The organism is Paraburkholderia sp., from assembly GCF_028283785.1.
Lineage (GTDB): Bacteria > Pseudomonadota > Gammaproteobacteria > Burkholderiales > Burkholderiaceae > Paraburkholderia.
In genome coordinates this window covers 184,859-202,510 of record NZ_JAPWKB010000002.1, presented here as the reverse complement: position 1 = coordinate 202,510, position 17,652 = coordinate 184,859, and the positions used below count along the sequence as shown (strand labels likewise).

18 protein-coding genes are annotated in these 17,652 nt (G+C 62.2%); 15 read left to right on the top strand and 3 right to left on the bottom strand.

Features of this window, described 5'->3' with window-relative positions; genetic code table 11:
* The first annotated feature begins 331 nt into the window (after positions 1-331).
* The 12 genes from PW947_RS01415 to PW947_RS01360 all read left to right on the top strand — a co-directional run bounded on the left by PW947_RS01415 (position 332) and on the right by PW947_RS01360 (position 11,017).
* On the top strand, positions 332-2,149 hold the full coding sequence (locus PW947_RS01415; protein WP_299628988.1) for a methanol/ethanol family PQQ-dependent dehydrogenase: 1,818 nt from the start codon (positions 332-334) through the stop codon (positions 2,147-2,149).
* Positions 2,150-2,249: 100 nt separating this feature from the next.
* Positions 2,250-2,663: a c-type cytochrome gene (locus PW947_RS01410; protein ID WP_299628987.1), complete on the top strand. Its 414-nt coding sequence runs from the start codon at positions 2,250-2,252 to the stop codon at positions 2,661-2,663.
* A 159-nt stretch (positions 2,664-2,822) separates the two neighbouring features.
* Positions 2,823-3,653, top strand: a complete 831-nt coding sequence (locus PW947_RS01405; RefSeq protein ID WP_299629296.1) for a substrate-binding domain-containing protein — start codon at positions 2,823-2,825, stop codon at positions 3,651-3,653.
* Entirely contained in the window at positions 3,650-4,432 is a 783-nt protein-coding gene (locus PW947_RS01400; RefSeq protein WP_299628985.1) for a hypothetical protein, read from the top strand. The genes PW947_RS01405 and PW947_RS01400 overlap by 4 nt, the downstream gene beginning before the upstream one ends.
* 17 nt (positions 4,433-4,449) lie before the next feature.
* Positions 4,450-5,457 (top strand): LysR family transcriptional regulator, encoded by a 1,008-nt coding sequence (locus PW947_RS01395; protein WP_299628983.1) that lies wholly within the window; start codon positions 4,450-4,452, stop codon positions 5,455-5,457.
* Positions 5,454-6,395 carry a quinoprotein relay system zinc metallohydrolase 2 gene (locus tag PW947_RS01390; protein ID WP_299628981.1) on the top strand — a complete coding sequence of 314 codons (942 nt, stop codon included), beginning with the start codon at positions 5,454-5,456 and terminating at the stop codon, positions 6,393-6,395. The genes PW947_RS01395 and PW947_RS01390 overlap by 4 nt, the downstream gene beginning before the upstream one ends.
* Positions 6,396-6,420: 25 nt before the next feature.
* On the top strand, positions 6,421-7,305 hold the full coding sequence (locus tag PW947_RS01385) for a quinoprotein dehydrogenase-associated SoxYZ-like carrier (protein ID WP_299628979.1): 885 nt from the start codon (positions 6,421-6,423) through the stop codon (positions 7,303-7,305).
* A 77-nt stretch (positions 7,306-7,382) separates the two neighbouring features.
* Complete coding sequence (locus tag PW947_RS01380) at positions 7,383-8,327, top strand: MBL fold metallo-hydrolase (RefSeq protein ID WP_299628977.1); 945 nt, start codon at positions 7,383-7,385, stop codon at positions 8,325-8,327.
* Between the two features lie 60 nt (positions 8,328-8,387).
* A complete protein-coding gene (locus PW947_RS01375) occupies positions 8,388-8,696 on the top strand; it encodes an EthD family reductase (RefSeq protein ID WP_299628975.1) in 309 nt (102 codons plus the stop codon).
* A gap of 157 nt (positions 8,697-8,853) precedes the next feature.
* Complete coding sequence (locus tag PW947_RS01370; RefSeq protein ID WP_299628973.1) at positions 8,854-9,102, top strand: hypothetical protein; 249 nt, start codon at positions 8,854-8,856, stop codon at positions 9,100-9,102.
* Positions 9,103-9,289: 187 nt separating this feature from the next.
* The gene (locus tag PW947_RS01365) at positions 9,290-10,099 is read left to right on the top strand and encodes a helix-turn-helix transcriptional regulator (protein WP_299629294.1); all 810 of its coding nucleotides are present in this window, start codon (positions 9,290-9,292) and stop codon (positions 10,097-10,099) included.
* A gap of 84 nt (positions 10,100-10,183) precedes the next feature.
* Positions 10,184-11,017 (top strand): ThiF family adenylyltransferase, encoded by an 834-nt coding sequence (locus PW947_RS01360; protein WP_299628971.1) that lies wholly within the window; start codon positions 10,184-10,186, stop codon positions 11,015-11,017.
* 11 nt (positions 11,018-11,028) lie between these two features.
* On the opposite strand, the gene PW947_RS01355 is transcribed toward PW947_RS01360, so the two are convergent.
* Positions 11,029-11,790 (bottom strand): flagellar brake protein, encoded by a 762-nt coding sequence (locus tag PW947_RS01355; protein ID WP_299628969.1) that lies wholly within the window; start codon positions 11,788-11,790, stop codon positions 11,029-11,031.
* A 439-nt stretch (positions 11,791-12,229) separates the two neighbouring features.
* Here PW947_RS01355 and PW947_RS01350 point away from each other — a divergent pair, with 439 nt between their 5' ends.
* Positions 12,230-12,889 (top strand): glutathione S-transferase family protein, encoded by a 660-nt coding sequence (locus PW947_RS01350; RefSeq protein WP_299628967.1) that lies wholly within the window; start codon positions 12,230-12,232, stop codon positions 12,887-12,889.
* A 58-nt stretch (positions 12,890-12,947) separates the two neighbouring features.
* Positions 12,948-13,676, top strand: coding sequence for a DUF899 family protein (locus tag PW947_RS01345; protein ID WP_299628965.1), 729 nt, complete (start codon positions 12,948-12,950; stop codon positions 13,674-13,676).
* Here PW947_RS01345 and PW947_RS01340 read toward each other — a convergent pair.
* Both PW947_RS01340 and PW947_RS01335 read right to left on the bottom strand, forming a co-directional pair.
* Complete coding sequence (locus PW947_RS01340; protein WP_299628963.1) at positions 13,646-14,956, bottom strand: Nramp family divalent metal transporter; 1,311 nt, start codon at positions 14,954-14,956, stop codon at positions 13,646-13,648. The two genes, PW947_RS01345 and PW947_RS01340, sit on opposite strands and share 31 nt — an antisense overlap.
* Before the next feature lie 66 nt (positions 14,957-15,022).
* On the bottom strand, positions 15,023-16,000 hold the full coding sequence (locus PW947_RS01335) for a ferritin-like domain-containing protein (protein WP_366146081.1): 978 nt from the start codon (positions 15,998-16,000) through the stop codon (positions 15,023-15,025).
* Between the two features lie 582 nt (positions 16,001-16,582).
* Between PW947_RS01335 and PW947_RS01330 the strand changes: the two genes are divergently transcribed.
* Complete coding sequence (locus PW947_RS01330; protein WP_299628959.1) at positions 16,583-17,644, top strand: purine nucleoside permease; 1,062 nt, start codon at positions 16,583-16,585, stop codon at positions 17,642-17,644.
* Positions 17,645-17,652 lie beyond the last annotated feature (8 nt).

The window sequence follows — 17,652 nt, the reverse complement described above, 5'->3', positions numbered from 1 at the left end:
GCCCTGTGTGGCGATGCATCGCGTATTTGACACAGTATGTATCGCTAAAGCGCGCGGCGTGTCGCAGATCGGCCAGAGGCTGGTGCAACCGGCACCGGCATCCGGATGACGCGTACGACCACTGTCCACGGTATCGCAAGGCGGTGACCGGCGAAGTGCATCGCGTGCGGCATACCGGCATGGAATATGCAAATGCCGTTCTCACGCATGAAGCCTGGCGATGAATCAGGCGCGGCGTGGTCGTTACCCGCATACGAGCAGGCGCGTTCGGTGCATTAGAGGTAGCGCGGTCATTCCCGAGTCGGACGGCATCATCCAATCTGGAGGAGACATGAACTTACGCACCCTGGTTCTCGGACTGGCGGTGGTAGCGGCGACGGCCCTGAATTCACTGCTTGCACAGGCCGATTCGCAGCTCGACACCGCCATCAAGAACCCATCGAACTGGGCAGCACAAGCGGGCGACTACGCGAATCATCGCTATAGCCCGCTCAAGCAGATCAACGAGAGCAACGTCAACAAGCTTCAGGTTGCATGGACGATGTCGACTGGCGTATTACGCGGCCATGAAGGCTCGCCGCTCGTCATCGGCGACACGATGTATATCCACTCTCCGTTCCCCAACAAGGTCATCGCAATCAATCTGAAGGACCAGACGTTCAAGTGGCAATACGAGCCCAAGCAGGACAGTCAGGTGATTTCGGTGATGTGCTGCGACACCGTCAACCGTGGACTCGCGTACGGCGACGGCAAGATCTTCCTTCAACAGGCGGACACCAAACTGGTTGCGTTGAATGCGCAAACCGGCGAAGTGGTCTGGAGTGCGCAGAACGGCAATCCGAAAGCCGGTGAAACCAACACCAACGCGCCGCATGTGTTTGGCGACAAGGTGTTGACGGGCATTTCGGGCGGCGAATTCGGCGTGCGCGGACGACTGATCGCTTACGACATCAAGACCGGCAAGGAAGCCTGGAAGGCCTTTAGCACGGGCCCCGACAACGAAATGCTGATCGATCCGCAGCAGACGATGACCTGGACGGACGGCAAGATGGTGCCGGTCGGGACGGACTCGTCGTTGAAGAGCTGGAAGGGGGACCAGTGGAAATCGGGCGGCGGCACGACCTGGGGCTGGTATGCATGGGATCCGAAGCTGAATCTTGTGTACTACGGCACCGGCAATCCGGGCACATGGAACCCGTCGCAACGTCCGGGTGACAACAAGTGGTCGATGTCGATTTTCGCGCGCGATCTGAACACAGGTAAGGCGAAGTGGGTGTATCAGATGACCCCTCACGACGAATGGGACTATGACGGCGTCAACGAGATGATCCTGGTGGATCTGCCGATGAACGGCAAGACCACACCTGCAATCGTCCACTTCGACCGTAACGGTTTCGGCTATACGCTCAATCGTCAAACGGGTGAACTGCTGGTGGCCGACAAGTACGACCCGGCCGTCAACTGGGCGGACAAGGTCGATGTGAAGTCGGGTCTGCCGGTTCGCAATGCGAGTTATTCGACGCAGAAAGCCGGTGCGGATCACAACGTGAAAGGCATCTGTCCTGCCGCACTCGGTTCGAAAGACCAGCAACCTGCCGCGTTCGACCCCGCATCGAAACTGTTCCTCGTGCCGACTAATCACGTCTGCATGGACTACGAGCCGTTCGAGGTCGAATACGTGTCCGGCCAGCCGTTCGTCGGTGCGACCCTGTCGATGTATCCGGGTCCGAACGAGAACGGCGCGATGGGCAATTTCATCGCGTGGGATGCGGCCAAGGGCAAGGTGGCATGGTCGAAGCCGGAGAAGTTCTCGGTATGGTCGGGCGCGCTCGCAACCGCAGGCGGCATCGCGTTCTACGGCACGCTGGAAGGCTATATCAAGGCAGTGCGTATCAAGGATGGCAAGGAGTTGTGGAAGTTCAAGACCCCGTCCGGGATTATCGGCAACGTGTTCACGTACACCTTCCAGGGCAAGCAGTACGTGGGCGTGTATTCGGGGATTGGCGGCTGGGCCGGGATCGGCATGGCAGCGGGCCTCGAAAAGTCGAATGAAGGTCTGGGCGCAGTGGGCGGTTATCGCGAACTTGCGAAGTACACGGCGCTCGGCGGCACGCTGTTCGTGTTCGCCATTCCCGGCGGAAATGGCTGAACGCGGCCACTCCCGCATCTGAAAACGCAGTAAGTGGTGTTGCGCATGGCGCCGCAGGAGCGGCGCGTGCGCAACCTGAAAAATCGATGGAGACGAACGCATGAAAGGCCAATCACTCTTGCCGCTCGCACTAGTACTGTTCATGTTGCCCGCGTCGTTCGCGCAGACGTCCGGTGGTGCGATGAAGCCGGTCGCATACAAGGTCGTCGATGGCAACAAGGTCGATGGCGACACGTTGCAGGGCTGGAAAACGTGGCGTGCGCTGGCCTGCGAACGCTGTCACGGCGCGAAGCAGGAAGGGATGGTCGGGCCTTCGCTGATCGAAGCCTTCAAGACGCTCGACAAGAACGAGTTTCATCGCACGGTGTTTGGTGGACGCGTCGAGAAGGGCATGCCCGATTTCAGCACCAGCACGATGATGCAGAAGAACTGGGAGAATCTGTACGCGTATCTGAAAGGACGCTCCGACGGCAAGATCAATCCGGGCGATCTGCAATCGATGGATCCGAAGTAAGGACACATGTCCCGCTTTCGTCGAGATGCAGCGTCTGTTTTGTCCACCGCGCGTGCGGGTTGTTTTCCGGAGGATTCGATGTCCGACCGCAATACCGTTTCAGCTGCTGCATTCACATTCCGAAAATTCATGCGAGCATGGGTGGTGCTGGGCGGCGCGATGCTTGCCATGCATGCCGCGCATGCCGACCCGACGTTGCCCAACAACGACGGCGCCGACGGCGTATTGCGGGTCTGCGCAGATCCGAACAATATGCCGCTGTCGAACAACAAGGGCGAAGGCTATGAGAACCGGATCGCGAGCCAGATGGCCAGCGACTTCGGCTACAAGCTGGAATACACGTATTTTCCGCAGCGCATGGGCTTCGTGCGACGCACGTTGCGCGACAAGGTGCCCGACACGGAAAACTTCAAATGCGACCTGATCATCGGTGTGCCGAAGGGTTACGACCTGACCGCCACGACGCGGCCGTATCTGCATTCCACCTATGCGATGGTGTTCGCGAAGCGCCCTGAATTTTCCACTATCAACACGCCATCCGACCTGCTGAAGCTGCCGCCCGATCAACTCAGGAAACTGCGGCTCGGCATTTTTTCGCAGACGCCGGCGGTGGACTGGCTGCTCGGCAACAACCTGATCGAACAGGCTGTGTCCTATCAGGCGCAAAGCGGCGATCCCGCCGCGTTTCCCGGCGAGATGATCGAGCACGATCTTGTCGCGGGCAACGTGGATGTCGTGTTCCTGTGGGGCCCAATCGCGGGCTATTTCACGAAGCGCGCGGGCGACACGATGAAGCTCGTACCGTTTCCGCCCACACCCGGCATCCGCTTCGACTACGAGATTTCGATGGGTACGCGTTACGGCGAGAAAGCGTGGAATACGAAGGTCGATCAATGGATCGGGTCGAACCAGAGCAAGATCGACAAGATTCTCGCGAGTTACGAAGTGCCGCTGTTACCGGTCGCCAGTGCACCGGTCGTGTCGAAATGATTGGACAGAAACGGGTTCGCGCGGCCGTGGCCGCGCTTGGGCACGCGGCTGTCGTCGTGTGGGTTGGCATCACGTACGCGCATGCGAGCAATGAGATCGCCCCCGCCGAAAAGTTGCTGTTCATGACAACACACATGACCGGCGTGGGACCGCAAACGGAGCTCGACTATGCGCTGGCGTTGTCCGGTCCGAAGCAAAAGCAGAACGACACGGTTCGCGTGCTGGTGGTCAGCGACGGCAATGCAAAAAGCGATGCGCACGTGACCGATCACAGCGGCAATGTGGATGTGCCGGACACCGGCCTGCCATGCAACCCGGTGATCCTCTATTTTCTGGAGCATGACATAGCCGAAATGGAGCAGTTGACGGGCGGACAGCGGCGCTATTTCCAGCGGCGCGTGAGGCTCGCGCTTGCCGCGAACCCACCTATCGCGCACGTGACGATGAAGGCCGACGGCAAGGAGATCAAGGCGCAAAAGATCGTGATTCAACCGTTTCTGGGCGATCCTAACGGCGAGCGTTTCGCACAGTATGTCGGCAAGCGCTATACCTTCGTGATTGCCGATCAGGACGTGCCAGGACGCGTGATGCAGATTCGCACCGAGGTTCCCGGTGCGGGCAACGACTTCGCGCATCCGTTGCAGACGGAGACGCTGACCTTTTCCGGCTCGATGCATACGCTGACGCCGCCGCCCGGCGCACCGGGGAAAGGCGCCAAGCCCGGACCCAACTCACCGATGGCACCGGTCAAGGCGGTGCGTCCGGCCACATCGCCCTGATCGCGCGGTGCTGACGCGTGAACTTCATCCGTTCGCTGACTTTGCGCCAGTTGCAGATCTTCGTGGTCGCGAGTCATTCGCCGAGCTTCGCGCGCGCGGCCGAGGAACTGCATCTGACGCAACCGGCGGTGTCGATGCAAATCCGCCAGCTTGAGGATGCGATCGGTCTTGCGCTATTCGAGCGCGTTGCGCGCAAGCTTTCGCTGACCGAGGCCGGCGAACGGTTCTCGCATCATGCCAGCCGCATACTCGGTGAGATCAAGGATGCCGAAGACGCGATGATGTCGCTCACTCAGGCCGATAGCGGATCGATCGCGGTCAGCATCGTCAGTTCGGCGACGTACTTCGCACCGAAACTACTCGCGCTGTATTCGCAGCGCTATCCGAAGGTCGACGTGAAGTTTTCGGTCGGAAATCGCGAGACCTTGCTGCGTCTGCTCGCGGACAATGCCACCGATCTCGCGATCATGGGGCGCCCGCCGCCTGAACTCGGCACGACGGCCGAGCCGCTTGCCTATCATCCTCACGTGATCGTCGCGCCGTTGTCGCATCCGCTGTGCAACGCGCGCGGCTTCGATCTGCAGGAACTCGCGGGTGATACGTTCCTGCTGCGCGAACCGGGCTCCGGCACGCGCGCGGTCGTCGAACATATGTTCCGGCAAAACCTGTTCGTTCCAGCACGCAGCGTCACGCTAGGCAGCAACGAGACCATCAAGCAGGCGGTGATGGCGGGAATGGGCGTCAGCCTGATTTCGCTGCATACGTTGGCGCTCGAATTGCGAACCGGTGAAATCGCGTTGCTCGACGTGAACGGCACACCGATCGAGCGGACGTGGCAACTCGTGCACGCGGGTTCGAAACAACTATCGCCGACCTGTCTGGCCTTCCGTCGATTTCTGCTCGAACATGCCGAGCCGTTCCTCGAAAGCGAATATGCGCGCTTCGCGTTGCGCCCTTCGAGACGCGCCGCGATGCGCGCCGCAGACACCGTACTGCAACGAGGCGACACGGATCTCGCCCGATGAGATACCGGACCGGATTCTGTCATGCGCTGTGCGCATGCGTGATGATTGCCGCGCAGGACGTACATGCGGCGGGAACACCATCGCCGTTACCGGTGACGATGTTCGTCCCCGGCATTTACGTGCATCGTGGGCATGACGACGTCGCGACACGCGCAAACGGTGGCGATATCGCCAATGTCGGTTTTATCGTCGGGACGCGCTGCGTTGCGGTGATCGATACGGGCGGCACGGCACACGAGGGGCGCGCGCTCCGTGCGTCGATTCGCGCGGTGACACCGTTGCCGGTGTGTTATGTCATCAATACGCATATGCATCCCGACCATATTCTCGGCAACGCCGCTTTCAAGGCGGATCGACCGCAATTCGTCGGCAGCAGTACATTGGGCGAAGCGGAGGCGTCGCACGCAGACAGCTATCTGCGCGTATTGCATCGCGAACTCGGGGCGCTCGCCGACGGCAGCGAAATCATCGGGCCGACGCTCACCGTCGACGATGAAACGACACTCGATCTGGGCGCGCGCAAACTTGTACTCAAGCGCTGGAAAACAGCGCATACGAACAGCGACCTGACGGTCTACGATGAGAGTAGTCACACGCTGTGGGCGGCCGATCTGCTGTTCGTCCGATGCATTCCGGTGATCGACGGCAGTCTGACCGGCTGGCTCGATGCGATAGCGGCGATTCGGCAGATGAATCCGCGTCACATCGTGCCCGGACACGGCCCGTTCGACGGCCGCTGGCAAGTCGGGCTGGACGCGGAGCAGGCTTATCTCGCGGCGCTGGCGCGCGATGTGCGTGCAGCGATCAAGGCGGGCAAAACGATGCAGCAGGCGGTCGATACGATCGGTCGCGATCAGCGTCGCAAGTGGCTGCTGTTCGATCAATACCATGCGCGCAATGTGACGGCCGCATATGCGGAGCTGGAGTGGGAACAGTAAGCACGCAGCAGGCAGGAGGAACACCATGATGACGATAACGCGAACCACGCTGGGCGGTGTGCTGACCGCGAGCGCATTGATGACCGTACTCGCGGCGCCGCCCGTTCGTGCGGCGCAACCCAACGACAATCCGTCGAAGAATGCGCGCTGGCAGGACTTCAAGGAAGGCATGTTCAAGGACCGGCCGGTCGAGATGCACGGCGACGCCGTGATCAAACTCGATGCGCCTGCGCGTGCGGCGGATGCGTCCGTCGTGCCGATTGCGATTACCGCGCAATTCCCGCAAACGCCGTCGCGCTACATTCGAAAGATCTATCTGTTTATCGACGAAAACCCCGAACCCTATGCGGGTTCGTTCGAATTCACGCCCGACTCGGGGCTGGCGAGTATCGAAACGCGGGTACGGGTCGAGGATTACACCTTCATGCGCGTGGTAGCCGAAACCAACGACGGCCATCTGTACAGCGCTGTGCGCTTCGTGAAGGCGTCCGGCGGGTGTTCCGCACCTGTGGGTAAGGACGATGCGGCGGCGGAGGCAAGCGCGGGATCCGTGCGTTTGCAAGCGGAAGGAAAGACGGTGGCGGACAAGCCGCAACTGGTCCAGTTGATGGTCCGGCATCCGAACCGCACCGGAATGGCGATGAATCAGGTGACGCGGCTGTATGCGTCGGCGTATTTCGTGCGCAAGGTGATGGTTTCCTATGCGGATAAACCGGTGATGACCGCCGATGTGAATTTCTCGATCAGCGAGAACCCGAACTTTCGTTTCTACTTCGTGCCGCACGCAAGTGGCGTGTTGAAAGTGCGTGTCCAGGATACGAAAAACAAGGAGTTCGACAGTCAGGTGGCGGTGAATACCGGCTCGGGATCGCCGTCGAGCACGCAACAGACCTCGTCGACCACACCCTGATGCGAGCCTGGCGGAGACTGACGCGGGCTCATCCTTGGCATGTGCGCAGCGCATGGATGCTCGTGGCGCTGTGGCTCATGACGCTGCATGCTGGCATGCGTGCAGCGCATGCCAGCGATGAGCGGCCGGTCGCGATGCCGTCGGCGCTGCATGTTCCGGTTCCACGCGCGGTCGCGCAAGGCGTGTATGTGATGCAGGGCAGTGGCGATGCGGTGACACCCGCCAACCGGGGCGTCGTTGCGAACAATGGTTTTGTGGTGGGGCCGAGCGGCGTTACGGTTATCGACACCGGCGCGTCGTATCGCTACGGCCGCGCGATGATCGACGCGATCCGGCAGATCACGCCGCTGCCCGTCCAGCTCGTCATTCTCACGCATCAGGCACCGGAGTTCGTGTTCGGCGCATCGGCGTTTCGCGATCGGGATGTGCCGATTCTCGCGCACCGTCGTGCCGCCACCCTGATTCGCGAGCGCTGCGCGATCTGCCTGAAAAACCTGCAACGCACGCTCGGCGACGACGAAATGGCTGGGTCGCGGGTGACGGTGCCCGAGCGTACCGTCGATGAAACCACGCATATCGAAGTGGGTGGACGGCAACTCGACCTGCTGTATTTCGGTCCGGCCAGCACACCTGGCGATCTTGCGGTGCTCGACTCATCCAGCGGCGTGCTGTTTGCGGGTGCGCTGGTGAATGCCGGGCGCATTCCCGAATTGCGCAACGAAAACATTCCCGGTTGGCTCGATGCGCTCGACACACTCCGCACCGTGTCGCCGCGCGTGATCGTGCCGGGGTTCGGACCGCTGGTGACGCTGGACCCGACCGGGCGCAATGACGACGTCGCGCGCACGGGCATCTATCTGCGTGAGCTGGATGCGGCCGTGCGGCAGGCGTACGGCGCGGGAACCGGCTTGACGGACGCGATGCACGGTATCGATCTGCCGGAGTTTCGTCGCGACAAGCTGTACCCGGTCGTACAAGCGCAAAACGTGCAGCGTCTGTATCTGCAACTGGAGAAGCAATGACTCCGGATGCGCTTCGAATTTCTGTTGATGCGGTATCCATCAATTCTCAAGGAGGCCATCATGGCAAAACTCGTCGTTCTCTATAAAAACCCCAGCGACCCCAACGCTTTCGACGATCACTATTTCACGACCCACGTTCAGCTTGCAAAGAAGCTGCCCGGACTCGAACGGTATGAAGTCAGTGCCGGGCCGATCAAACCCGTAGGCGGCCAATCCGAGTACTACCTGATCGCGACGCTGCATTTCGCGTCCACCGACGCGATCGCGCAGGCGCTCAATTCGCCTGCGGGAAAGGCGGCGGCCGCAGACCTCGGGAATTTCGCGCAAGCCGGCGCGGAGTTGCTGATGTTCGAAACCAAGGACGTGTGACGACGCGATCGGGCGGCGGCTGTTCAGCTCGCAGCGGGGCGCGCGGTCTTGCCGCGCGCAATCGAACTTAAGCGCCTCGTGCGGAAAGGTAACAGTCCCCACAGCCGAAAACCGACACATTACAATCGCCTTTCTATTTCCGGATTGGAGGTGCGTAATGGTTCTGTTCCACCGTGGTGCAGCGATTCAGGCATCGGCCGTCAGGTACGGCAACATATTCATTGCCCGCGCCTGCGTCCTGAAGGAAGACGGCGACTCGACGTCGTTGGGCGATCTCGGCCAGTTCGCCAGCCACGCGTGCGCGTACGAGTTCGCAGTGCGCTGTGCGAGCGCATTTGTCGACGGTGCGCCGATGCCGCGCTCTCCGGTGCAGGCAATCGTTCATAGCGAACGCGCTGCCAGGTAGTGGCTGCCGCCGCGCGCCGCTGAATACAAACCGCGCGCGATAACCTCTTGGGTAATTGAAACACCGCGCACGATGCCTATGATGGAAGCTTCACCATCGAGGCCATCACGTGAACACAGACACCTCAGCGCGACCCGACGCGACGCGCGCCGCGTCGTCCAGAGCCACGGGCGGCGATCTCGGCGCGCTGCTGCGCCACTGGCGCGATGTACGCGGACGCAGCCAGTTCGACCTGTCGCTCGACGCAGGCGTGTCGCAGCGCCACATCAGCTTTATCGAGAGCGGGCGCAGCGCGCCCGGCCGTCAAACATTGATGGATCTCGCTCAGGCGCTCGACATTCCGTTTCGCGAGCGCAATACGCTGCTGCTCGCCGCCGGCTACGCGCCGCTGTATCCGGATGGCGCGTGGGACGCGCAGGCGATACCGGGCGTCACGCGCGCGCTCGGCCGGATGCTGCGGCAGCACGAGCCGTTTCCGGCGGTCGTGATGGACCGCTACTGGAACGTGCTGATGGCGAACGACGCCGCGCCGCGTCTGTTCAACCGTTTCATCGACATGTCGGCGCGCAAGGGGCCGCGCAACATGCTTCATCTGATGTTCGATCCCGACGGCATGCGCCCCTTCATCGCGAATTGGGACACGCTGGCAAAAAGCTTGATCCAGCGGGTTTACCGCGAGTCCATCGGACGCGTGATCGATGATAAAACCAGAGAACTGCTCGACACGCTGCTCGCGTATCCGGACGTCGAACCCGCATGGAAATCGTTAGACACGGGCGATGTCACGGCCGAGTCGGCGACGCCGATGGCGCCGTCCGCGATGCCGGTGATTCCGATGACGTTCGTCAAGGACGGCGCCGCGTTGAACTATTTTTCGATGGTGACGACGGTCGGCACGCCGCAAACCGTCGTCGCGCAGGAACTGCGGATCGAATCCATGTTCCCCGCCGACGATGTCACCGAACGCCGCCATCTGGCGATGTCCGGCAACGGTTAGCGCGGGTCGGTCAGGTCGGCAGCCGGCACAGACACACCTCGCGCATCAGGCGCCATGCATCGGATGTAAGCACGGGAGATCACCATGATCAACGGCAGCACTTCGCTCATCGCGCATATCGGCTTCCCGACCCACGCCTTCAAGTCGCCGATGATCTACAACCCGTATTTCGAGCACGTCGGCGTCAACGCGGTGGTCGTGCCGATGGGCTGCCGGCCGGAACATTTTCCGGGCTTCCTGAAGTCGGTTTTCACGCTCGACAACATCGCCGGCGCGCTGATCACGATGCCGCATAAAGTCGTCACTGCCGGACTCGTCGATGTCGCGACGCCGACCGTCGCGATTGCCGGTTCGTGCAATGCGGTCCGGCGCGGCGAAGACGGACGCCTGAGGGGCGATATGTTCGACGGCGAGGGCTTCGTGCGCGGCGTGTGCCGCAAAGGCTGCACGCTCGACGGCGCACGCGTGCTGGTGGTCGGTTGCGGCGGCGTCGGCTCGGCGATCGCGGCGTCGCTCGCGGCGGCGGGTGTCGCCGCGTTGAGTCTGTTCGACGCGCACACGGCGTCGGCGGAAGGGCTCGGACAGCGGCTGATGCAGCACTATCCGGCGTTGCAGGTTTCGACCGGCAGCAACGACCCGGCCGGCCACGACGTGGTCGTCAACGCAACGCCGATGGGCATGAACGACGGCGATCCGTTGCCGGTGGATGTCGCGCGCATCGCGCCGGATACGTTCGTCGGCGAAGTGGTGATGAAAAGCGAAATGACGGCCTTCCTCAAAGCCGTGCAGGCGCGCGGTTGCCGCTTTCAGGTCGGCTCGGACATGCTGTTCGAACAGATTCCGGCCTATCTGGAGTTCTTCGGCTTTCCGGCGACCACGCCCGACGTGCTGCGCTCGGTGGCGAAGCTCAGTTACTGAGCCTGCACGGCTCAGCCGCGCGCCAGCGTCTGACGTTTCGTTTCGAGTTGCGTGACGACGCGTTGCAGCACGCGTTCCGCCGCGCCCGACAACCCGACGAAGCGGCAACCGAGCACGTAGCGCACGTCGCCTTTGGGTGTCGTCGATTGACGCGGCGCGACGATTTCCAGATCGACGCTCAACGAGCCGAAATGGCCGAGTTGCAGCACCACGCTGGTCAGCACGCGGCCGTTTTCGGCGTCGGCAAAGCGTGCGTCGTAGCTGCGCAATGCGATGCCGCCCAGCGACAGATCCTGCAGTTCGAGCCGGAAGCGTCCACCGTCCGCATACACGCCGAGTGCGACGAAGGGATCGAGCACCGGTGTCTGGACACGGAAAAACTCGCGACGTTGCACGTAATACAGCACCGCCGGGAATTGCGCCTCGAACGCAGGCCGCTCGTCGTAACGCACCTTGCTCGCCGCGCCTGTCGTGAAGCGCGTCTGAATGCCGCCCGGCAGGCTGCGGAACGTCAGTTCTCCGGCGTCGAGCAATGCCGCATTGTCGCTTTCGATATTGCCGAGGTCGAAAGTGAACGTGCCGTTGCGCGAATCGACATCGAGCACCTGCGTGACGATCTGCCGACGGCCGAATTCGACGGTGACGAAATCGCCGCGCGTCGTCAGGTTGCGCAGACACATCGCGATCTGCAACGGATGGCGCTGCCCAAAATCCGGGCCCGATTCTTGGGTTTGGGTGGAGGCGTCGGCTTCCAGCAGGAGGGCGGTTGTCATCGTGTTATCCGTGTGTCGTGATCAGGCTGTCGTTCGTGGCCGTGGTGCGTCGCTGCGGTTCGTAGCGCTCAAGCGGCCCCGTTTGTTTCCCCGGTGAGGCCAGTCGCGCTTTCGTTACTGCAGCAATCGTGCCAATCGCAAACTTGCCGCGCACGTCGCCGGCCGGCGATCTGCGTGACGCGCCGTGAGCCTTCTGGAATGGGCATTCGCAGGATTCGACGAGAAATCGGCACGACGCAAACGTGTGTTCCGGAACACGCGGCGCTACGTAACGTCAGCGGCTTCGTTACGGCACACACGCACGTCGCGCAGGCTACACATCGCACGTGTCGAAACGCCTGCTTCAAAAATTCTGCGACGTGCGTGTCGATCCGCACGCGCGCCGGTCGTCGTCAGGGAAAGACGCCTGTTACTCACGTTTGCGCCGGAGGTGGCCACGATGTCGTTGACGCTCTACGCTCACCCGTTTTCGTCGTATTGCCAGAAGGTATTGATTGCGCTCTATGAGAACGGCACGCCGTTCGAGATGCGCGCGCTGTCGCACGACGACCCTCGCACGATGGACGAATTCGCCACGCTGTGGCCGTTGAAGCGGTTTCCGTTGCTGGTCGATGGCGGGCGCACGGTGATCGAATCGACGGTCATCATCGAGCATCTCGCACTGCATCATCCGGGGCCGGTGCCGATGATTCCCGCCGATCCGCGCGCCGCGCTAGAAGCCCGCAAGATGGACCGGTTTTTCGACAACTATCTGTCCACGCCGCAGCAAAAGATCGTGTTCGACAGCATGCGGCCGGAAACGGTGCGCGATGGCTACGGCGTCGCCGAGGCACGCGCCATGCTCGACACCGCTTACGCGTGGCTGGATCGGACCATCGCGGACCGCGAATGGGCCGCGGGCGACACCTTCGGCCTCGCCGATTGCGCGGCTGCGCCGTCGCTGTTCTATGCGGACTGGACACATCGCATCGCGCCGTCGTTCGGCAACGTGATCGCTTATCGCAAGCGCTTGCTGGCGCGCCCGTCGTTTGCTCGTGCCGTCGATGAGGCGCGGCCATACCGGCCGCTGTTTCCGCTCGGCGCGCCCGATCGCGACTGACTAGCGCTGCGCGGCGCGCGCAACACGCACCTTGGTTGGACGTACACAGGAGAGCCATATGACTCAAGCACAGTCACTGACACCCGCCGTCGAACTGGCAAAGCGCAACGGCGTCACGTTTCCGAACGAAAGCGACGCGTACCGTCGTGCGCGCGACGCGTTGCTGGTCGAGGAAATCGAATTGCGCCGGCATATCGAACGGGTTGCGGAACTCCGCCGCGCGTTGCCGCCCGGCGGCGAAGTGGGCGGCGATTACCGCTTCGAAGGCGAACACGGTCCGCTCGATTTCGCGGGCCTGTTCGGCGACCGGCAGACGCTGGTGATCTACAGCTACATGTTCGGCCCGAACAGCGAGCGGCCGTGTCCGATGTGCACGTCGCTGCTTGGTGCATGGAATGGCGAAGCGCGCGATATCGAACAGCGCGTCGCGCTCGCGGTCGTGGCGCGTTCGCCGGTCGAGCGGTTGACGGCGTTCGCAAAAGAGCGCGGCTGGCGCGACCTGAAGCTGTACACCGATCTCAACGGCGAATTCAGCCGCGACTATCACGCGATCGGCGACGACGATTTCGACTTGCCGGCGATCAACGTATTCACGCGACGCGACGGCACGATCCGTCATTTCTGGAGCGGTGAAATGGGCGCCGTCACGGCCGATCCTGGGCAAGATCCACGCGGCGCACCCGATCCGATGCCGATCTGGATGATCCTCGACATGACGCCGGAAGGGCGCGGCGGCAACTGGTATCCGCGGCTCGACTATCCGGCGAACGCGACACCCGCCACCTGAAGCAGCAGAACGCCGTTTAGCGCCAGCACGGCCACCGTCCCGGCGACCGCCGCGGCGGTGGTCGAGCGACGGTTCCTGTAGCGGCCCATCAGCGCGCTGCGCGACGTGAACCACACCAGCGCGACCATCGGCACCGGCAGCGCGATGCTCAGGACGACCTGGCTCACGATCAGCGCGCGCGTCGCATCGACTCCGTATGCGACCACGATGAAGGCCGGCACCATCGTGACCAGGCGCCGTACCCACGTCGGAATATGAAAGCCGACGAAGCCTTGCATGATCATCTGTCCGGCCATCGTGCCGACCACGGAGCTCGACACGCCCGACGCGATCAACGCCGCGAGAAACAGGCCCGCCGCCGCGCTGCCGAGCAACGGCTCCAGCGTGCGCCATGCGCTTTCGATGCTGGCAATCGCCGGGTGCGACAGATGAAACGCGCTGGCGGCCATGATCACCATCGCCATGTTGATCAATCCGGCAACGCCGAGCGCGACCGCGACTTCGATATTCGAAAACGTCAGCAGCCGATCGCGTTCGCGATCGTTGCGGGGCGTCACGCGATGCTGCGTCAGTCCCGAATGCAGGAACAACGCATGCGGCATCACGGTTGCGCCGACGATCCCGACGGCGATCGTCAGCGCGGCGTTATCGGGAATCGACGGCGTAAACACATGCTTCGCCACCGACGGCCAGTGCACCGGCGCAATCAGCAGTTCGGCCAGATACGACAGACCGATCACGCCGACCAGTGCGGCAATTGCCAGTTCGAGCGGACGAAAGCCGCGTCGTTCGAATTGCAGCAGCCCATACGTGACGGCTGCCGTGATCAGCATGCCCGGCAACATCGGTAGATGGGTGAGTAGCGACACGCCGATCGCACCGCCGACGAATTCCGCGAGATCGGTTGCCATCGCCGCGATTTCGCTGATGAGCCACATCGCGATCACGTAGCGTCGCGGTAGCGATTCGCGGCACAACTCCGCGAGATTGCGGCCGGTCACGAGCCCGAGTTTCGCCGACAGCGACTGGAACAGCATCGCGACGATATTCGCAATCGCCACGACCCAGAGCAGCGTGTAGCCGTAACCCGCGCCCGCCTGGATATTGGTCGCGAAGTTGCCGGGGTCCATATACGCAATCGACGCGACCACGGCCGGGCCCGCGAACGGCAGCATCGCGCGCAAACCGCGTCGCCGGCCGGCCAGCGTCTCGCGGATATCGACGCAGGTTTGTTCGGTCAACGTCTGCGGGACCGCCGACGTGCTGATCGCTTCGTTCATGCTGGCTCCTTCGCAAGCTCGAATACCGGTTCCCGCCGCTAATCGCGACGGGAACCGGGCGACGCGTCACGCGCTCATATGCAGCGTGCCGTTGACGCCGTTCGGGAAGAAGCCGCCCTTGACCGCCGCCGTACTCGTCAGATACACGATGTTCAGCACGTTCGCGTAGTTGCGGCTGTACGCAAGCCCGTTGCTGTCGAGCGGAACGATGTTCGAGATGTCCGTCGTCGCACCGGTGATGCCCTGATCGTCGTGACCGTTGTTGTCGAGCGCGGCACGCGCGGCGGAGATGGCGTTGGCCGCGCTCGCGATGCTCGACGTGTCGATTCCTTTTGCGTACAGCACGGTGCGGACCAGACCCGCGTGATAGGCCTCGGCGGCGAGAATCCCGGCAGCGGCTTCGAGGAAGGTCTTGTTGCTGATCAGCGGCGACGCGCCTTTATAGGCCGTCACGCCGACGTCTTCGAAGATGAACGCGCCGAGCAGAAAGTTGTTGTCGCTCTCGTACGGATTGAACGCGACGCCCGAGCCGACCAGTCCGGCGGCGCGTGCCGCATTCGAGAATGCGCCGTTCGGATCGGTGCCGCCGATGTCGATCGACGGTTGCGCAACGGCCGACGAACCCAACGCGCTGCGCAGGAACGTCACGTGCTCCAGCTCGTCCTTCGCGATCTCGTTTGCATAGGCTTTGACGACTGCATCCTGAAACGGCACTTGCGTGCCCGCGATCACCGTGCCTGCTGTTCCGACGCCGGTGGTCATGCTGGCGGGCAATCCGGCGCCGGTCGTCGCATACGCGTAGAACTGCGATTCGAGGTATTCGAGGTTGAGCGCGAAGTTGAGAATCTCCGCGTCGGTGGGGCCGCTCGCGGCCGATGCGTTATCGCCGGAACCGCCGCCGCATGCGCTGATGAGTGTGCCGCCAACCAGACCGAGGCCGAGACCACCGGCGTTCCTGAAAAATTGTCTGCGCTGCAAACGCCGTTCGACGCGGCGATCGAAAACATCGATTAGGGATTCTGACTGTGTTTTGGATTCGGACATGACCGTGCTCCTCAGAGGAATCGCAGGGAGACCGCGGATTCGCGACACTGACGTGGAGACAACCGAACGGCACGTGGAGTGCGACGACGCGAATGGCGGACACAAAGGCTCCCCTCCGCTCAGTCGTGAACGAATTCGTATCGCTGCGTAGAAGCGAGTCTCCAACCGCACTTACGGCATCGGGAGAACGGTGGATGCAATAAATGGAAAGATATTTTTTCGGCGGCGCGCGTGGGCGCAGTCTTTTGCGCGCGGTGTGATTTGCAGATGGTTGAACGTGCAACGAGTGAAGCACGTCGTCAGGCGTGAATTACCGTGCTTTCAAATTTCTGACAAATGCGTGGCGTCCACCTTACCAATTATTTTGTCGACTTTATAATCGCCGGGTTCGGGCATTCCGGCGGCACGTCCGCAGCCGGTCGCGCCGCCCGATCGTGCTGTTCATGCGTCCGCTTCCCAACTTCGGAGAACCGCCAGATGAACGTGATTGCACAGTCGACATCCCCGCACGTCAGCCATTCCCGCCACGCCCACGATTCCCGTGATTCCCCGCGTTCGCGCCGCGTCCGCTCTCCGGCACGCGTGATCGCGCGCAGTCTGGTCGCGCTCGCAGCGACGATTGCGTTCGGCGCATGTTCGTCCACCTTCGCGCAAGACTCGGACGACTCCTCGCGCGGCAACAGTCACGGCGGCGGCCGCGATGTGAAGGTGATGATCATTTCGATGTTCGGACCGGAAGGGCAGGTGTGGCTCGACCGCCTCGGGCCGTGGAAAGAGATCAAGGTGCCGGGTCTGTCGCCCGACTATCCGGTCGTGCATTGCAATCGGCAGGACGTCTGTGTGATGACGACGGGGATGGGACACAGCAATGCATCGGCATCGCTGATGGCGCTCACGTTCTCCGATAAATTCGATTTGCGCCACACCTATTTCATGATTGCCGGCATCGCCGGGATCGACCCGATGCAAGGAACGATCGGATCGGCGGCATGGGCGAAGTACCTGGTGGATTTCGGTATCCAATGGGAAATCGACGCACGTGAAAAGCCCGATAGCTGGCCGAGCGGTTTTCTTGGCATCAATACCAAATCGCCGACCGAAAAGCCACCGCTCGATTACCGGACGGAAACGTTCACGCTGAATCCCGCTCTTGCGGATGCCGCGTTTGCGTTGTCGCGCAACGTTGCATTGATGGACAGCGCGGACGCGCAGACGGCGCGCGCGAAATACAGCTATGCGCCTGCGAACCTGCCGCCGAAAGTGATCCAGTGCGATACGCTGGCGGGCGACACGTGGTGGTCCGGCAAGTACATCGGCGAGCGCGCGCGTGTCTGGACCAAACAGATGACGGACAACAAGGGCACGTATTGCACGACGCAACAGGAAGACAACGCGACGTACGAAGCGTTGAAGCGCGCCGCGAGTACGGGGCGTGTCGATCTCGATCGTGTGGCGGCATTGCGCTCGGGTTCGGATTTCGACCGGCCTTATGACGGACAGTCCGCGTCGGACAATCTCGTCAACTACGCGACGCAAGGTGGCTTCGCACCGGCAATCGAGAATCTGTATCGCGCCGGGAATCCTCTTGTGCAGGATATCGCCACGCATTGGGGCGAGTGGCGGGAAGGCGTGCCGACTCGCTGACGCATGCT